Annotated in this window: 16 protein-coding genes; 4 read left to right on the forward strand and 12 right to left on the reverse strand. The window is 59.7% G+C overall.

Features of this window, described 5'->3' with window-relative positions; translation table 11 throughout:
* Nucleotides 1–132: 132 nt before the first annotated feature.
* From IU397_RS18635 to IU397_RS18645, 3 genes are all read right to left on the reverse strand, one after another.
* Nucleotides 133–1,401, reverse strand: coding sequence for a VWA domain-containing protein (locus IU397_RS18635; RefSeq protein WP_204416676.1), 1,269 nt, complete (start codon nucleotides 1,399–1,401; stop codon nucleotides 133–135).
* A gap of 30 nt (nucleotides 1,402–1,431) precedes the next feature.
* Nucleotides 1,432–1,821: a hypothetical protein gene (locus IU397_RS18640; RefSeq protein WP_204416678.1), complete on the reverse strand. Its 390-nt coding sequence runs from the start codon at nucleotides 1,819–1,821 to the stop codon at nucleotides 1,432–1,434.
* Nucleotides 1,822–1,921: 100 nt separating this feature from the next.
* Nucleotides 1,922–2,836, reverse strand: a complete 915-nt coding sequence (locus tag IU397_RS18645; RefSeq protein WP_204416680.1) for a MoxR family ATPase — start codon at nucleotides 2,834–2,836, stop codon at nucleotides 1,922–1,924.
* A 241-nt stretch (nucleotides 2,837–3,077) separates the two neighbouring features.
* Between IU397_RS18645 and IU397_RS18650 the strand changes: the two genes are divergently transcribed.
* Together IU397_RS18650 and IU397_RS18655 are read left to right on the forward strand one after the other, a co-directional pair.
* Nucleotides 3,078–4,298 (forward strand): acyl-CoA dehydrogenase, encoded by a 1,221-nt coding sequence (locus IU397_RS18650; protein WP_204416682.1) that lies wholly within the window; start codon nucleotides 3,078–3,080, stop codon nucleotides 4,296–4,298.
* Between the two features lie 160 nt (nucleotides 4,299–4,458).
* Nucleotides 4,459–5,394 (forward strand): phosphoadenosine phosphosulfate reductase, encoded by a 936-nt coding sequence (locus tag IU397_RS18655; protein WP_204416684.1) that lies wholly within the window; start codon nucleotides 4,459–4,461, stop codon nucleotides 5,392–5,394.
* Between the two features lie 76 nt (nucleotides 5,395–5,470).
* Here the strand turns inward: IU397_RS18655 and ureG are convergent, their stop codons facing one another.
* The 6 genes from ureG to IU397_RS18685 are packed head-to-tail and all read right to left on the reverse strand — an operon-like array spanning nucleotide 5,471 to nucleotide 9,930.
* Nucleotides 5,471–6,085: an urease accessory protein UreG gene (ureG, locus tag IU397_RS18660; RefSeq protein WP_204416742.1), complete on the reverse strand. Its 615-nt coding sequence runs from the start codon at nucleotides 6,083–6,085 to the stop codon at nucleotides 5,471–5,473.
* 39 nt (nucleotides 6,086–6,124) lie between these two features.
* Nucleotides 6,125–6,784 (reverse strand): urease accessory protein UreF, encoded by a 660-nt coding sequence (locus IU397_RS18665; protein ID WP_204416686.1) that lies wholly within the window; start codon nucleotides 6,782–6,784, stop codon nucleotides 6,125–6,127.
* On the reverse strand, nucleotides 6,744–7,211 hold the full coding sequence (locus tag IU397_RS18670; RefSeq protein ID WP_370541726.1) for an urease accessory protein UreE: 468 nt from the start codon (nucleotides 7,209–7,211) through the stop codon (nucleotides 6,744–6,746). The genes IU397_RS18665 and IU397_RS18670 overlap by 41 nt, the downstream gene beginning before the upstream one ends.
* A gap of 59 nt (nucleotides 7,212–7,270) precedes the next feature.
* The gene (locus IU397_RS18675) at nucleotides 7,271–7,852 is read right to left on the reverse strand and encodes a hypothetical protein (RefSeq protein WP_204416688.1); all 582 of its coding nucleotides are present in this window, start codon (nucleotides 7,850–7,852) and stop codon (nucleotides 7,271–7,273) included.
* An 8-nt stretch (nucleotides 7,853–7,860) separates the two neighbouring features.
* On the reverse strand, nucleotides 7,861–9,570 hold the full coding sequence (gene ureC, locus IU397_RS18680; protein ID WP_204416690.1) for an urease subunit alpha: 1,710 nt from the start codon (nucleotides 9,568–9,570) through the stop codon (nucleotides 7,861–7,863).
* A gap of 33 nt (nucleotides 9,571–9,603) precedes the next feature.
* Nucleotides 9,604–9,930 (reverse strand): antifreeze protein, encoded by a 327-nt coding sequence (locus IU397_RS18685; protein ID WP_204416691.1) that lies wholly within the window; start codon nucleotides 9,928–9,930, stop codon nucleotides 9,604–9,606.
* A gap of 242 nt (nucleotides 9,931–10,172) precedes the next feature.
* On the opposite strand from IU397_RS18685, the gene IU397_RS18690 reads away from it, so the two are divergent.
* Nucleotides 10,173–10,781, forward strand: coding sequence for a hypothetical protein (locus IU397_RS18690; RefSeq protein ID WP_204416693.1), 609 nt, complete (start codon nucleotides 10,173–10,175; stop codon nucleotides 10,779–10,781).
* A gap of 188 nt (nucleotides 10,782–10,969) precedes the next feature.
* Here IU397_RS18690 and IU397_RS18695 read toward each other — a convergent pair whose 3' ends face one another.
* From IU397_RS18695 to IU397_RS18705, 3 genes are read right to left on the reverse strand one after another with little or no spacing between them, the layout of a single operon-like run.
* Nucleotides 10,970–11,275: an urease subunit beta gene (locus IU397_RS18695; protein WP_204416695.1), complete on the reverse strand. Its 306-nt coding sequence runs from the start codon at nucleotides 11,273–11,275 to the stop codon at nucleotides 10,970–10,972.
* A gap of 13 nt (nucleotides 11,276–11,288) precedes the next feature.
* Complete coding sequence (locus IU397_RS18700; protein WP_204416697.1) at nucleotides 11,289–11,597, reverse strand: urease subunit gamma; 309 nt, start codon at nucleotides 11,595–11,597, stop codon at nucleotides 11,289–11,291.
* A gap of 9 nt (nucleotides 11,598–11,606) precedes the next feature.
* Nucleotides 11,607–12,449 carry an urease accessory protein UreD gene (locus tag IU397_RS18705; RefSeq protein ID WP_239479917.1) on the reverse strand — a complete coding sequence of 281 codons (843 nt, stop codon included), beginning with the start codon at nucleotides 12,447–12,449 and terminating at the stop codon, nucleotides 11,607–11,609.
* Between the two features lie 221 nt (nucleotides 12,450–12,670).
* On the opposite strand from IU397_RS18705, the gene pyrC reads away from it, so the two are divergent.
* Nucleotides 12,671–13,708 carry a dihydroorotase gene (gene pyrC, locus IU397_RS18710; protein WP_204416698.1) on the forward strand — a complete coding sequence of 346 codons (1,038 nt, stop codon included), beginning with the start codon at nucleotides 12,671–12,673 and terminating at the stop codon, nucleotides 13,706–13,708.
* Nucleotides 13,709–13,758 lie beyond the last annotated feature (50 nt).

Genomic DNA, 13,758 nt, shown 5'->3' on the forward strand with positions numbered 1-13,758 from the left:
CCGGTCCCACGGCCAATCCGCAGACTATCCCCAGCACCACAAACTGACACGCCCTTCAGATCAAGTTATGTGTTTTACACTTAAACAAGATATCGAAACGCGTGCTTGCACGCTCAATTTGGCAAACGCATATCAATCTGTCCCGCGCAACGCCGAAAGAAGACGCGCCTTCTCTCCCATATCGTCCCACTTTGACAGTGCCTCAGCCAAGGCTTCCAACGACGCAATGGAATGCCCGGCGCGGAAACTGTCGACATGGGGCAGCATGGCGGCAATCCCGCGGGCTTTCGGCGCGAACCCCTCCCAACGCAGCAAGGGGTTCAGCCAGATCAAATGACGGGCCGATAGATGTAGCCGCTCCATCTCGGCCTCCAACCGGTTCGGGTCGTCGCGGTCCAAACCGTCGGTGATCAGCAACACAACGGCCCCCTGCCCCAGAACGCGGCGGGACCAATCGCGGTTGAACTGGCCCAGACAATCCCCGATCCGGGTGCCACCTTCCCAGTCCTGCGCCTCTGACCCTGCAGCCTTCAGCGCGGCATCCACATCACGCTGACGCAGATGCCGGGTGATATTCGTCAGCCGCGTTCCGAAAGTGAAGGCATGGACCTTGGCCCAGCCCTGTCCCTTGGCGTTGCTCACGGAATGCAGGAAATGCAGCACCGTCCGCGAATAATGCGACATCGAACCCGAAATATCACAAAGGGCCACCAGATTAGGCCAGCGGATGCGGCGATCCTTCATGGCGAATGCCGTCACCTCACAGCCTTTGCGCATTGCCATCCGCATGGTGCGTGGCCAGTCAGGTTGCACGCCGTGGGCCTTCGCCCGGGTCCGGCGCGAGATCAAAGGAGGCACCGGAAGGGTCAGCCGGGCGATCAGCCGTTTCGCCTCTTCCATCTCCGCCACGCTCATCAACTCAAAATCGAGGCTCCGCAGCCGTTCCTCACCCGACATCGTGCGGGACGCATCAATGTCGATGTCGGTCCCGTCTTCGTCATCCTCCGGCGTCACGTCCGGCAGTTCCCGGTCCGCGCCATCTAGAATGGCCTCCGCCGCCCGCTTCTCGGCCGCGCGCGCCGCCCGTTCCTCAGCCACCCCACGCACCATAGGCGTCAGGAACGAGATCATCTGCTCCAGATATCGCGGATCCCGCCAGAACAGCTGAAACACCTGGGCAAAGACCTCCCGCTGCTCTGGCTTCGATACGAAACAGGCATGCAGAACCCAATAAAAGTCACGCCGCTCACTGAACCCCGCCGCCTCGACCGCGCGAATGGCATCCACCACCCGCCCCGGCCCCACCGGCAACCCAGCCTTACGCAAGGCGCGGGCGAACCAAACAATGTTATGGCTCAGCTTACCATCATCGGGGATGTCGAGGGGCAGGTATTCGGCCATCAGGTCGGTTGGATCCTCATGTGATTGGCTTCACCACAGATACACATCGGCGGGGCGCATCCAGACGTAGTAATCCATGCGCATCATGGATTTCGAATTTTGCGGCACAGCAATCCACCCCCTTGGCTTGGCCAGATAGGCCCGGCGCACCGCCTTGGGATCGCTGCCGTAGCCCGCGACATGCAGCCCCAGAAAAATGCGCTGGCGCGGCACCTCGTCTAGCATCCACGCCTTGGGCTCTCCAACACCGATCACCAAAAGAACTCCCGTTGCGTTGTTCCGGGAAAACTCCTGGATGATCTTGTCTTTCCAATACTTCCGAAAATAGAGCCGCGCCCGGTGCATGACGCTTTTGTTCATCAGTTTCTGCGCCAAACCGGCAAACAGATCGACGGCGCCGCCAACTGCATTCTGTGACATCTGAGGTATCTCCTGCATTAAACCCGCTCTCCCGAAAGACGGGGGAGCCGCAGAAAGAGTTTCGCGATATAGCAGATGAAAACGGTGGGCTCAGGCGCATTTATTCAGCAGGAGCAAGCTCAGCGCGGACATCATCCAAGATCCGCCGCGCCTCCGATCCTTGGATCTTTTGAATATCATCCTGATACTTCAAGATCGCACCCAGCGTGTCGGCGATAACCTCTGGCGACAGTGTCATCACATCCAACGCCAAAAGGCATTTGGCCCAGTCGATGGTCTCGGCCACGCCCGGCTTTTTGAACAGATCCTCGGTGCGCAGCTTTTGGACAAAGGCCACGACTTGACGGCTCAATGTCTCTGCCGCTTCTGGCGCGCGAGCCTGCAGGATCTCGATCTCCCGATCAAAGGCCGGGTAACCGACCCAGTGATAGAGGCAGCGCCGTTTCAGGGCGTCATGCACCTCGCGCGTGCGGTTCGAGGTCAGGATAACGATCGGCGGCTCTGGCGCGCGGATCGTGCCCAATTCCGGGATCGTCACCTGAAAATCGCTGAGCGCCTCGAGCAGGAACGCCTCAAACGGTTCATCGGTGCGATCAATTTCGTCGATCAGCAGAACGGGCGGACCGCCGGGCTGATCCTGCATCGCCTCCAAAAGGGGGCGCGCAATCAGGTAGTCGTCCGAAAACAGCTCCGTCTTGAGCGCAGTGCGATCCGCTCCGCCTGTCGCCTCTGCCGTGCGGATGGCGATCATCTGTTCGGCAAAGTTCCATTCATAAACTGCGCCAGACGCATCCAACCCTTCATAGCATTGCAACCGGATCAAACGGCGCCCCAGGGCAGCGGCAATGGTTTTGGCAATCTCGGTCTTGCCCGTACCGGCCTCCCCTTCAAGGAAGAGCGGCCGGCCCAGTTTCAGCGACAGAAAGACCACCGTCGCCAGGGCGCGATCACAAATATAGCTTTGATTGGCCAACAGGGATTGGGTCCCGGAGATGTCACTGGGAAGATCTGTCATGGCGCGGCCCCTGTCACTGTCAATGGGGCACCAAACCATGTCAGCCTCCAAATGCAAAGAGGCGCCTGCCCCAGACAAACGTAGCACCCGATTCGCCTGATCACGCTGCACGGCCATTGCGCTAACCACAATTTACCACCTCAGGCTGCATAACGTGTTTGAGAAACACCAAAACACCTCCCCGGAAGAATTGCAGCAAACCCGCGAAAGCCTTATGGAGTTGCCGAAAGGGAGAGTAGACATGAATCTGACAACCCCGATTTCCGCTAAAGACGCTCCAGAGCTTGCGGGTTTTGACTGGGCCGATCCGTTGCTGTTGGAAACTCAACTGACCGAGGATGAGCGGATGCTGCGCGACGCGGCCCGCACCTTTGCGCAGGATGTTTTGCTACCGCGGGTCACTGATGCCTATCGTGAGGAAACAGCAGATCCCGGCCTGTTCCCCCTTATGGGTCAGGCCGGATTGCTGGGCATTACCATTCCCGAAGCATTTGGCGGGCTGGGCGCGGGTTACGTAACCTACGGCTTGGTAGCGCGGGAGATCGAGCGTGTCGATTCAGGCTATCGCTCCATGATGTCGGTTCAGTCGAGCCTGGTGATGTACCCGATCCACGCCTATGGCAGTGAGAAACAGCGGCAAAAGTATCTGCCGGGCCTCGCCGCGGGTGAGTTAATCGGCTGTTTCGGTCTGACCGAACCTGATGCGGGCAGCGATCCCGCCGGTATGAAAACCCGGGCGGAGAAGACTGAAACGGGCTATCGCCTGACCGGATCCAAGATGTGGATCAGCAACGCGCCCTTCGCCGATGTGTTCGTGATCTGGGCCAAGTCAGATGCCCATGGCGGCAAGATCAGAGGATTTATCCTCGACAAGGGCATGGACGGGCTGAGCGCGCCCAAGATCGGTGGCAAGTTGTCCCTTCGCGCCTCTACAACCGGCGAGATTGTCATGGATGGTGTCGAGGTTGGTGAAGATGCTTTGCTGCCCAACGCGCAGGGCCTCAAAGGGCCGTTTGGATGTTTGAACCGGGCGCGCTATGGCATTTCCTGGGGGACTATGGGCGCAGCAGAGGCTTGTTGGCACGCTGCCCGACAATATGGGTTGGACCGCAAACAGTTCGACCGCCCCCTGGCGCAAACGCAACTGTTCCAAAAGAAGCTTGCCGACATGCAGACAGAGATCACGCTGGGCCTGCAAGGCTCACTTGCGCTGGGTCGCCTGATGGAAAACGGGCGCGCCGCCCCCGAAGCGATCAGCCTGATGAAGCGCAACAACTGCGGAAAAGCCTTGGATATTGCCCGAATGGCCCGCGACATGCATGGCGGCAACGGCATCCAGGAGGATTACCACGTCATGCGCCATATGGTAAATCTGGAAACAGTGAACACCTATGAGGGCACCCATGACGTGCATGCCCTGATCCTTGGGCGGGCTCAAACGGGTTTGCAGGCATTCTTTTAGGATTGCCTGCTCGTAGAGGCTAGACAACCACAGCGGGAATCCATCACACTTACTCTGATGTTACGGCGAGATCCTTTTTATTCGTTTGGTTTTTAATCTGATCTAAGAGACTAGAGTTTTAGGTATGGACGGTATCGTTCCAAGTCCGCAGCTTACGCGGATGCATACAATCAACAGTTGGCATGACATGCTGACGAAACATGGTGACGAGTTCGGGTTCCATCAGATCCTTGGCCGCAACCATGGCGCGTTGTTCACGTCGGATGACGAAACGCTTCTCGTCACCTTCGAGAACGCGCAAGATCTGCGCGCGAATGAAGAGAACAGCCATCCCATGGGTTTGTCCGTCGCGGGCAAGCAAGGGTGGTCCCATCTTTGTATCTATAGCGAAGGTGACACCTGGTTCCGCGATGAGCACGTGTTCAACTTCTTTGACACATTAGTCGATGAAGGTTTTTTTGACGATTTTGAGCGTATCCTGTTTTTTGGTGCAGGGTCCTGCGGCTACGCCGCGGCGGCGTTTTCAGTGGCTGCGCCCGGCGCGCAAGTGCTGCTGATCCATCCGCAGGCAACGCTTGATCCCCGTGTCACGGAATGGGACCAGCGATTTCCCACAATGCGACGGGTCAGCTTTACGGATCGCTATGGCTACGCACCGGCCATGCTGGATGCCGCGGCCGGCGGTGCGGTCGTTTATGACCCTTACGAGACCGAAGATGCGATGCATGCAGCCCTCTTCACCCGCGACGGGATCACCAAGCTGCGATGCCCTTTGATGGGGCGTGATCTGGTGCCGGATTTTGAGAATATGGGCATCATGACCACCATCATGAACGCCGCTGTTCGCAACAAACTGACGCCCGCCCTCTTTGCCCGACATTACAGGATCCGGCGCCGTTACCCCGTCTATCTCAAGCGGGTCCTGGTCTATCTGGAACGCCAAGACCGCCCTTTCCTGACGGCACTTTACACGCGTGAAGTTTTACGGCGACTGCAGGGGCCCCGGTTCAAGCGGGCGCAAACGATGGCCCTGCGCACCTTACAAGCACGAGGGCAGCGCCTTCCGCCATCATTGAGCCAACGCAATCAGCACTGACATCGATATGACACGTCCCTGCTAGAGGTTTCCGCACATAACGGATTGCTATCGGTGCGATAGCCAAAGATCAGCCCTAGGTCAGGCCACCCTCGTGTTTGAGAAAAGCGACAATATCGGGGATACCAGTGCCGGACTTGAGCACTGCCAGTACAAAGGGCCGCTCACCCCGCGCCAACGCCGCATCGGACCGCAGCAGATCCAGATCGACGCCGACATGGGGCGCCAGATCGGTCTTGTTGACGATCAAAAGATCGGATCGTGTCACACCCGGCCCTTTCTTGCGCGGAATGTCCTGCCCCGCCGCAGTATCGATGACATAGAGGGTCAGATCGGCCAGTTCGGGGCTGAACGTGGCGGCCAGATTGTCACCACCGGATTCGATCAAGACGATGTCCAGATCCGGGATTGCCATGTTCAGATCCGCCAGGGCCGCCAGATTGATCGACGCATCTTCGCGGATGGCGGTATGGGGGCAGCCGCCCGTTTCCACCCCGCGTATCCGGTCCTGTGGTAACGCCTGGGCGCGCATCAGGTATTCAGCGTCTTCCTGTGTGTAAATATCATTGGTTATGACAGCGACGGAGTAATCAGCGCTGAGCGCGCGGCATAGCTGCTCGGTCAACGTGGTCTTGCCCGCGCCGACCGGGCCACCAATCCCGACGCGCAGGGGGCCATTGGGGTTAGACATTGGGCCAGCCAAACGGAATGCCGTCATGTGCAGTGGTCATCATGTTTTGAATATCCGCACGGGGAGTTCCTCGTGTTTGAAGGCTTCCATATCTGCCATGAAGGCGCCGCTGCCCAGTTCGTCAAGCGATGTTTGGCGCGCCGATTGTGCAACCTCAGCCATAACTGCGTGTAGATCATAAAGAACGGCCTGCCCCGCCGTTTGTCCCAACGGAATGAAGCGCACTGCTGCGGCGACCAGATTACCCACCAGCGCCTGTAGGTACAGGCTGACCACCACCGCTTCAGGTTGGTTCAGCATTTGACCCACTTGCCCCACCACAACGGGGAATGGGGCAGGCACAAAATCACCCTCACATATCGCATTAACCGTGGCCGCGAATGCCGTTCCCTGGGCCATGGTTTCCTCCAAACGCTCCCGCGACGGAGCAAGCGCCCGGGCCAGGTCTGCGACATCCTCCCCCCGCATGGCGTGAAGCAGCAAAACGGCATCCATATGCCCGGTGCCGTATCGCAGCACCGCGGCCAACCAATGCGTGAGCGAGACCGGATCATGGACGGACCCCTCCGTCATGGCCGTTTCCAGACCACTGGAATAGGCAAAGCTGCCCAAGGGAAAGGAGGGCGACAGCCATTGGGTCAACCGCAACAGATCAAGATCACGAGTGATGGTCGTGCCCCATTGTCCGCCCGTGGCCATAGGCACCACCTTCCGGCGTGAACGGGCCCGTTGCCACCGTAACCGTCGCACCCAGACCCGCGAGCATGTCCGCCAGAACGTTATCCTGTCGGATGATCAGGTGACCCTCCGAAATCTGGCACGGGGTATGCCGGTTTCCAATATGCCATGCGAGCCGGGGCAGGTTTGACCCGGTGACATGCAAGACCGGCTCGTCGGCAGCCGCAATGGCAACCTGCCCGCCATCCTCCAAAACCAAGGCGTCACCGGCATTCAGGGACACTGTCGTGGGCAGATCCAGGATGACCACGTCGCCGCTCTCCAACACAAAGCGCCGGCGACGAACCAACCGCGCCTCATAGGTCAGCGACAGGACAGGATCACCCGCACGGGCGCCGCCCGGTAGATGCTGCGACGCACGGTGCGTTGGGGGTGATATGTCTTGCAAGATGCCTCCAAATCCGTTGGTCAGATCGTAGCCGACACTCGGGTGCGGCTCCAGCGCTGTCAGCTATCGGGGACAACGGGATCGGGTGAAATCCCCGGCTTTCCGGCATCGGTATCGAACCCCAGGGGGCGGTCTTCCTCAGCATCCTGGGGGCATGACATCGTGACCACCACCTTTGAAAAATCCGCCTCATCCAACCGCACGACCCAGCCGACTTGCGGCGCCCAATAGCTGATGATGCGCTGCGCGTTGGCCCGCGTGGCGCTGATTTGGTACGTTTCGATACCGCCAAGGGCGCGGATCTCGACAAAATCTTCAACCAGAATGATCATCTGATCATCTTCTGGCCCGATCAAGGCCGTTTTGCCGACAGCGAGCGGAAACAGCTCGAACAACGCCCATCTGTCAGCCTCTGTCCGGCAATGCTCACCGCAGAACGGCACGAATGGTTCAAGCGCGGGCCAATTCTTTTCCTGTGAAAACAGCAGGGTGGGAAAATGGCCCACGCCGCCCGAAACGGTGGTTTCCTGAAAGCCGTCCGTACCGACCCAATTGAACTTACAACCCGACGCCGCGACGCTGACAGGCCAGTCCTGCGCCGCCGCAGGCAGAGCCATCACCAGCCCAAACATCGCAGCCAAGACGCGCATCAGAACAAGAAATAGCGCTGCGCCATGGGCAACTCACTGGCCGGTTCGCAAGTCAGCAATTCGCCATCGGCGCGGACCTCATAGGTCTCGGGATTGACCTCGATCTGCGGTCGAGCCGCATTCATAACCATGTCTGCCTTGCTGATGCCGCGTGTGTTCGTCACCGGCAGCGTGCCTTTCGCCAGACCCAGCGACGCGCCGATCCCGGCATCTTGGGCTGCGGCAGAGACGAAGCTGACACTCGATTGCTCCAATGATCGTCCGAACGCCCCGAACATGGGCCGCGAATAAACAGGTTGCGGGGTCGGGATCGACGCGTTGGGATCACCCATCTGCGCACAGATAATCGTACCGCCCATCAGTACCATTTCCGGTTTCACCCCGAAAAACGCCGGATCCCATAGGCACAGATCAGCGCGCTTGCCCGGTTCGATACTGCCGATATGGGCTGACATACCGTGGGCGATGGCCGGGTTGATGGTATATTTGGCGATGTAGCGTTTGACGCGGATGTTGTCGTTGTCGCCTGTTTCCTCAGACAGCCGCCCGCGTTGGACCTTCATCTTATGGGCGGTTTGCCAAGTGCGGATGATGACCTCGCCTACCCTGCCCATGGCCTGACTGTCCGAGGCAATGATGCTGAACGCGCCCATATCATGCAGGATATCCTCGGCGGCGATGGTTTCCTTGCGGATCCGGCTTTCGGCAAAGGCCACATCCTCGGGGATCCCCTTGTCCAGGTGGTGACAGACCATGAGCATATCCAGATGCTCTTCCAGCGTGTTCACCGTGTAAGGTCGCGTCGGGTTCGTGGAGGATGGGATGACATGCGCCTCACCGCAAACCTTGATGATGTCGGGCGCATGGCCACCACCAGCCCCTTCGGTGTGGAAGGCATGGATGGTGCGCCCCTTGACGGCGGCCAGGGTGTTTTCGACAAACCCGCTTTCGTTCAGCGTGTCGGTGTGGATCATGACCTGCACATCCATGGCATCGGCCACGCCGAGGCAGCAATCGATGGCGGCAGGGGTTGTCCCCCAGTCCTCATGCAGCTTTAGGGCGCAGGCGCCGCCCAGCACCATCTCCTTCAACGCTGCGGGTTGGCTGGCATTGCCCTTGCCCGACAGGCCGAAATTCATCGGAAACGCATCGAGCGACTGTAGCATCCGGCCGATATGCCAAGGCCCCGGCGTGCAGGTTGTGGCCAATGTGCCATGGGCCGGACCGGTGCCGCCCCCAAGTTGTGTGGTGATACCGGAATGCAGCGCATCTTCGACCTGCTGGGGGCAGATGAAATGGATATGCGCATCGAACCCACCGGCGGTCAGGATGCGACCTTCGCCGGCGATCGCCTCGGTCCCCGGGCCAATTATGATATCGACACCCGGCTGCGTGTCGGGATTGCCTGCCTTCCCGATCTTTTCGATCAGGCCGTCGCGCAGGGCGATATCAGCCTTGTAGATGCCGGTATGGTCCAAGATCAGTGCATTTGTGATGACAGTATCGGCGGCCCCGTCTGCACGCGTAACCTGAGACTGCCCCATCCCGTCACGAATGACCTTGCCGCCACCGAACTTCACCTCTTCGCCGTAGGTGGTCAGATCACGCTCAACCTCAATGATCAGGTCAGTATCGGCCAACCTGACCTTATCGCCCGTGGTTGGACCATACATGTCGGCATAAGCGGCGCGGGATATTTTAGCAGACATGGCGGCTCCCCGTCAGATGATCGGCGAATCGCTCTAACCCAATCGCGGCCCACGGCCGCGCAAACGTTTCGCGTTGGATATGGTTTTGCGACGCAAGGGATGGATCGCTGCATTTACGATCTGGTCGGGGCGTTTTCCGTTCATGGCAGCATATCCCGCCGCCATGGCAGATGCAGCAAAGGCCGGCGCTTTCTCCTGAACCATTCGACTGTTTTCGCTTTTCGGCACGTGCCACATGCCCGCCATACCCAAGACGCGCAGGCCGATCACCGTCTGCGTTTCAGCCATCAGATACGAGGCCTGGAGCCCGGTCTTCCAGCAATCATAGGCAAGCAAAAAGGGAGATTGGTAGCTGCGCATTAAATAATATCCGCTCCAAGGCCAAGGCGCTTACCGCCGTGGCCCCTTGGGCTGACGCACGGGAATCGGAACTGGACGCGGCTGCGGTGTCAAAAGACCTAGCAAACGGTCAATAATTCCACTCATCTAATGGCTCTCCCAGATTTCACCAATCAACGTTAGCGTAAGTAAGAACTGGTGCAAGGACTTTTAAGGGGAACTGCCGCTATTCCGCGGCAGTCTGCTTGCTGGTGGGTACGACTTTGAGGACAGGCGCCTCGGTCGACTTGGCCCCCGATTTTGCCGCGGTCGCAGGTTCTTTGGCCGGTGCTGTCTTGGCCTCTGCAACGGCGGGCTTCGATGCTGCCGGTGTGGCCTTGACCGGTGCCGCTTTGGCGGTTGTACGACGCTTGGCCGGGGCTTTCGCCGCAGGTTTTGCAACAGCCTTGGCAGCTGCAGGCTTTGCTGCGGCAGTGCTCGACTTGGCGGCCTTCACCGGGGCGTCGGTTTTCGGAGTATCTGCCGTTTTTGCCACGGTTGTTTTGGGCGCCACCGTTTTGGGCGAAGGTTTTTTTGCAGTCGTCCCCGCGGTAGCCTTGCGCGCTGCCGGTTTAGACGTGGCTGGTTTTGCCACGGCTTTCGAGGCCTCTTTCACCGGTGCCGCCGTTTTCGCAGATGCGACGTTGGGCTTGGCAGCGGTCTTCCGGCGCACAGGTGCCGCTTTCTTGGCTTCGGGTGCTGCCGCAGGCGCTGCCGATTTCGGAGTAGCCGGGACTGCGGACTTGATAGGTGTCACATTCGCGCGTGCAGAAGGTTTGGCGGCTGCCTTCTTGGCACGTGGTGTCGGCGCAGTCTGGCGCACCTTGCTCTGAGCCGCCCCAACCTGTCCAAATGGCCCGCTCTTGAGCATCATGTCATGCCAGTCACCCGCCATGCCGAATGCTGCACGGGTCATTTCAACTTGGATTTCAGCAGTGCGCGTCCACAGCGTCATGCCAGCGCGCCAGTAGTCGATCGGTGTCATATGTATCATGTCCTTTGTTCCTATGGGACCACCGTCCTAGAGCGGGCCCATCACGGATTGGTTGAAGCCAAAGACGCGGCGTGCACCTTGATATCTCACCAAGCGGACCTCGCGACTTTGACCTGGCTCAAATCTCACGGCAGTTCCCGCTGCGATATCTAAGCGCAGCCCCTGCGCGGCGGCCCGATCAAAGTCGAGTGCGCCATTTGTCTCAGCAAAGTGATAGTGACTGCCCACCTGAACCGGTCGGTCCCCGGTATTCGCCACCAGTAGGATCACGCTCTGCTGACCGTCGTTTAGCACAATATCGCCTGACAGAGGCATCACTTCTCCCGGGATCATAATCTCGCCTCCGTCACGCAGGCCGAATGGGATGATGAACGGTCACCAGTTTGGTGCCATCCGGAAAAGTCGCCTCGACCTGAACCTCGTGAATCATTTCCGCAATCCCATCCATGCACTGCTCGGCCCGTATCACCGTGGCGCCCGCACTCATCAGATCCGCGACGGAGCGCCCATCGCGTGCGCCCTCCACCACGTAGTCTGTGATTAACGCGATAGCCTCGGGATGGTTCAACTTGACGCCACGTTCGAGGCGTCCACGGGCCACCATGGCGGCCACACTGACCAGCAACTTGTCTTTCTCGCGCGGGCTGAGATTCATCGCCGCTCCTCATATCTGCCAAACCCGGGGCAAGGGCCCGCCCCGCAACTGTGTCAACAAACGGACGAGCGCCCGGCGCATTGGCCAAGCATCGACCGCCATGAGGCGGATAACACATTTCCCCTCCCAGGCAGAAGAGCCGATCGTGACACCGTCGATACCGGGCAGCGCGCGGATCTGGCCCACTGCATCCTCGGCATCCGGGGCGATCAGAACAACGGTCGCAAGCGCGCGGCATCCGCTCAAAAGGGCGCACTGGCCTGGCGCAGATATCATCGCTCCATCCAGCCTTACGGGATCGATCAATAGCGGCTTGCCATTCCGCGTAATGTCCCGGCGATCGATCAGGGACAGTGACCGGACAGCCTCTCCCATGGCGGCGCGCCCAAGGATCAGAGCCTCACTATATAGCAGGGTTGCATCCGTGCTCAGGTCGATCCGCGTCCTGCGGTACAGGTTTGCGGTGTCGAACAGGATCGTCTCCTGTGGCAGCCAATCCAGATGCCCGCCTTTCCCAACCATCAGATCGATATTGACCTTGGCCACGCCATTCTTGGTGCCGTAAGCCCGCTCCGCCGTCTGCGTGGTCGCGGTAGCGATTGCTCCAGGCCCGACATCAATGGCGTATCTCAGCCGGTCACCCCCGGTCACGCCCCCCGCCGTATTCAACAGCACGACTTCGGGGGAGGTGCCATGGCACCGCGGCAGCATCGCTTTTGCCGAGCCTGCCTGATGAAGATGGGCCAACCGGGTCCTGCCAGATCCACGGACCAGACCAACTTCGGCCCGTCCATCCACCCGTTGCATGCGACCGACAGGCCGCGGCATGACCTCTGCCACTGATACAGTCATAAGGCTGCAATAGGATAACGCCCCGCGCCCATGCAACCAATGCGATAGGATAAGCACCTAATCCTGCCGCCAGATTCGGCGATTGCTCGGTTTTTAGGCAGCAACGCTTGGAAACGTCGTCGTTGCACGCAATGCATATGGCGGAAACCACCCTTCCCGTCGTTCAGGGAAGCTGTGTCAAAGCGCTGGAATTGCCCAGCATTGTTGGATAGCACGGACGCATGACAACCACCCTGACCTTGCGCCGCCCCGACGACATGCACTTGCATTTACGCGACGGTGCAATGTTGCAAGCCGTCTTGCCAGAGACAAGCCGCCACTTTGCCCGCGCGATCATCATGCCCAACCTGGTGCCGCCGGTCGTGACGGGTGCCCAGGCTGCCGCCTACCGTGATCGGATCCTTGGCGCCGTGCCCGCGGGGCAGCGCTTCGCGCCGCTGATGACGCTCTACCTGACGGAAGAAACCGACGCCGCCGACGTCATCGCCGCGCATGACAGCGGTCTGATCCATGCAGTCAAACTCTACCCTGCCGGCGCAACCACCAATTCTGCCGCCGGTGTCCGCGACATCGCGCGTGTGCAACATGTCCTGGATCAGATGGCGGAACATGGTGTGCCACTCTGTGTCCACGGCGAAGTTACGACATCCGACATCGACATATTCGATCGCGAGGCGGTATTCATCGACACGGTGCTTGACCCTTTGCGGCGCAAGACCCCAGGCCTGCGCGTCGTCATGGAACATATTACGACGGCCGATGCCTGCGCCTATCTGGCGGATGCCGGGCCAGACCTGGGCGCGACCATCACAACACATCACCTGATGATCACCCGCAACCATATGCTGGTCGGCGGCATCCGCCCCCATTACTACTGCCTGCCGGTCGCGAAACGCAGCACCCACCGGGATGCGTTAGTCGCCCTGGCGACATCGGGGGCCACGAATGTATTTCTCGGTACCGATAGCGCCCCCCATCTCGATAGCGCGAAGGAGACCGCATGTGGCTGTGCCGGTGTCTTCTCGGCCACCAACACGATGTCCTGCCTGGCAGAGGTGTTCGACGGGCAAGACGCCCTGCCCCATCTTCAGGCATTCACGTCGGAAAATGGCGCCAGTTTCTATGGCTTGCCCTTGAACGAAGGGACGCTGACTCTCCAAAGAGGGGCACCACAACCGACACCCGGCAAACTGCCCACACCGGACGGCCCTCTCACGATCTTCGATCCGGGTCGGCCCCTCCACTGGCAGGTTGTCTGACCCGCGCCACATTATGTGTTTCAAAATATCCCCGCGGGAGGCACCCCAAC

Origin of the sequence: Actibacterium sp. 188UL27-1 (assembly GCF_016901225.1) — a bacterium.
Classification (GTDB): domain Bacteria; phylum Pseudomonadota; class Alphaproteobacteria; order Rhodobacterales; family Rhodobacteraceae; genus 188UL27-1.

Coding starts and splice junctions, on each gene's coding strand:
- pyrC (WP_204416698.1), top strand. CDS start 12,671: ATGACAACCACCCTGACCTTGCGCCGCCCCGACGACATGCACTTGCAT.
- IU397_RS18700 (WP_204416697.1), bottom strand. CDS start 11,597: ATGAATCTCAGCCCGCGCGAGAAAGACAAGTTGCTGGTCAGTGTGGCC.
- IU397_RS18635 (WP_204416676.1), bottom strand. CDS start 1,401: ATGGCCGAATACCTGCCCCTCGACATCCCCGATGATGGTAAGCTGAGC.
- IU397_RS18645 (WP_204416680.1), bottom strand. CDS start 2,836: ATGACAGATCTTCCCAGTGACATCTCCGGGACCCAATCCCTGTTGGCC.
- IU397_RS18685 (WP_204416691.1), bottom strand. CDS start 9,930: ATGCGCAGCTACCAATCTCCCTTTTTGCTTGCCTATGATTGCTGGAAG.
- IU397_RS18655 (WP_204416684.1), top strand. CDS start 4,459: ATGCATACAATCAACAGTTGGCATGACATGCTGACGAAACATGGTGAC.
- IU397_RS18705 (WP_239479917.1), bottom strand. CDS start 12,449: ATGACTGTATCAGTGGCAGAGGTCATGCCGCGGCCTGTCGGTCGCATG.
- IU397_RS18650 (WP_204416682.1), top strand. CDS start 3,078: ATGAATCTGACAACCCCGATTTCCGCTAAAGACGCTCCAGAGCTTGCG.
- ureC (WP_204416690.1), bottom strand. CDS start 9,570: ATGTCTGCTAAAATATCCCGCGCCGCTTATGCCGACATGTATGGTCCA.
- IU397_RS18640 (WP_204416678.1), bottom strand. CDS start 1,821: ATGTCACAGAATGCAGTTGGCGGCGCCGTCGATCTGTTTGCCGGTTTG.
- IU397_RS18665 (WP_204416686.1), bottom strand. CDS start 6,784: ATGGCCACGGGCGGACAATGGGGCACGACCATCACTCGTGATCTTGAT.
- IU397_RS18695 (WP_204416695.1), bottom strand. CDS start 11,275: ATGATCCCGGGAGAAGTGATGCCTCTGTCAGGCGATATTGTGCTAAAC.
- ureG (WP_204416742.1), bottom strand. CDS start 6,085: ATGTCTAACCCCAATGGCCCCCTGCGCGTCGGGATTGGTGGCCCGGTC.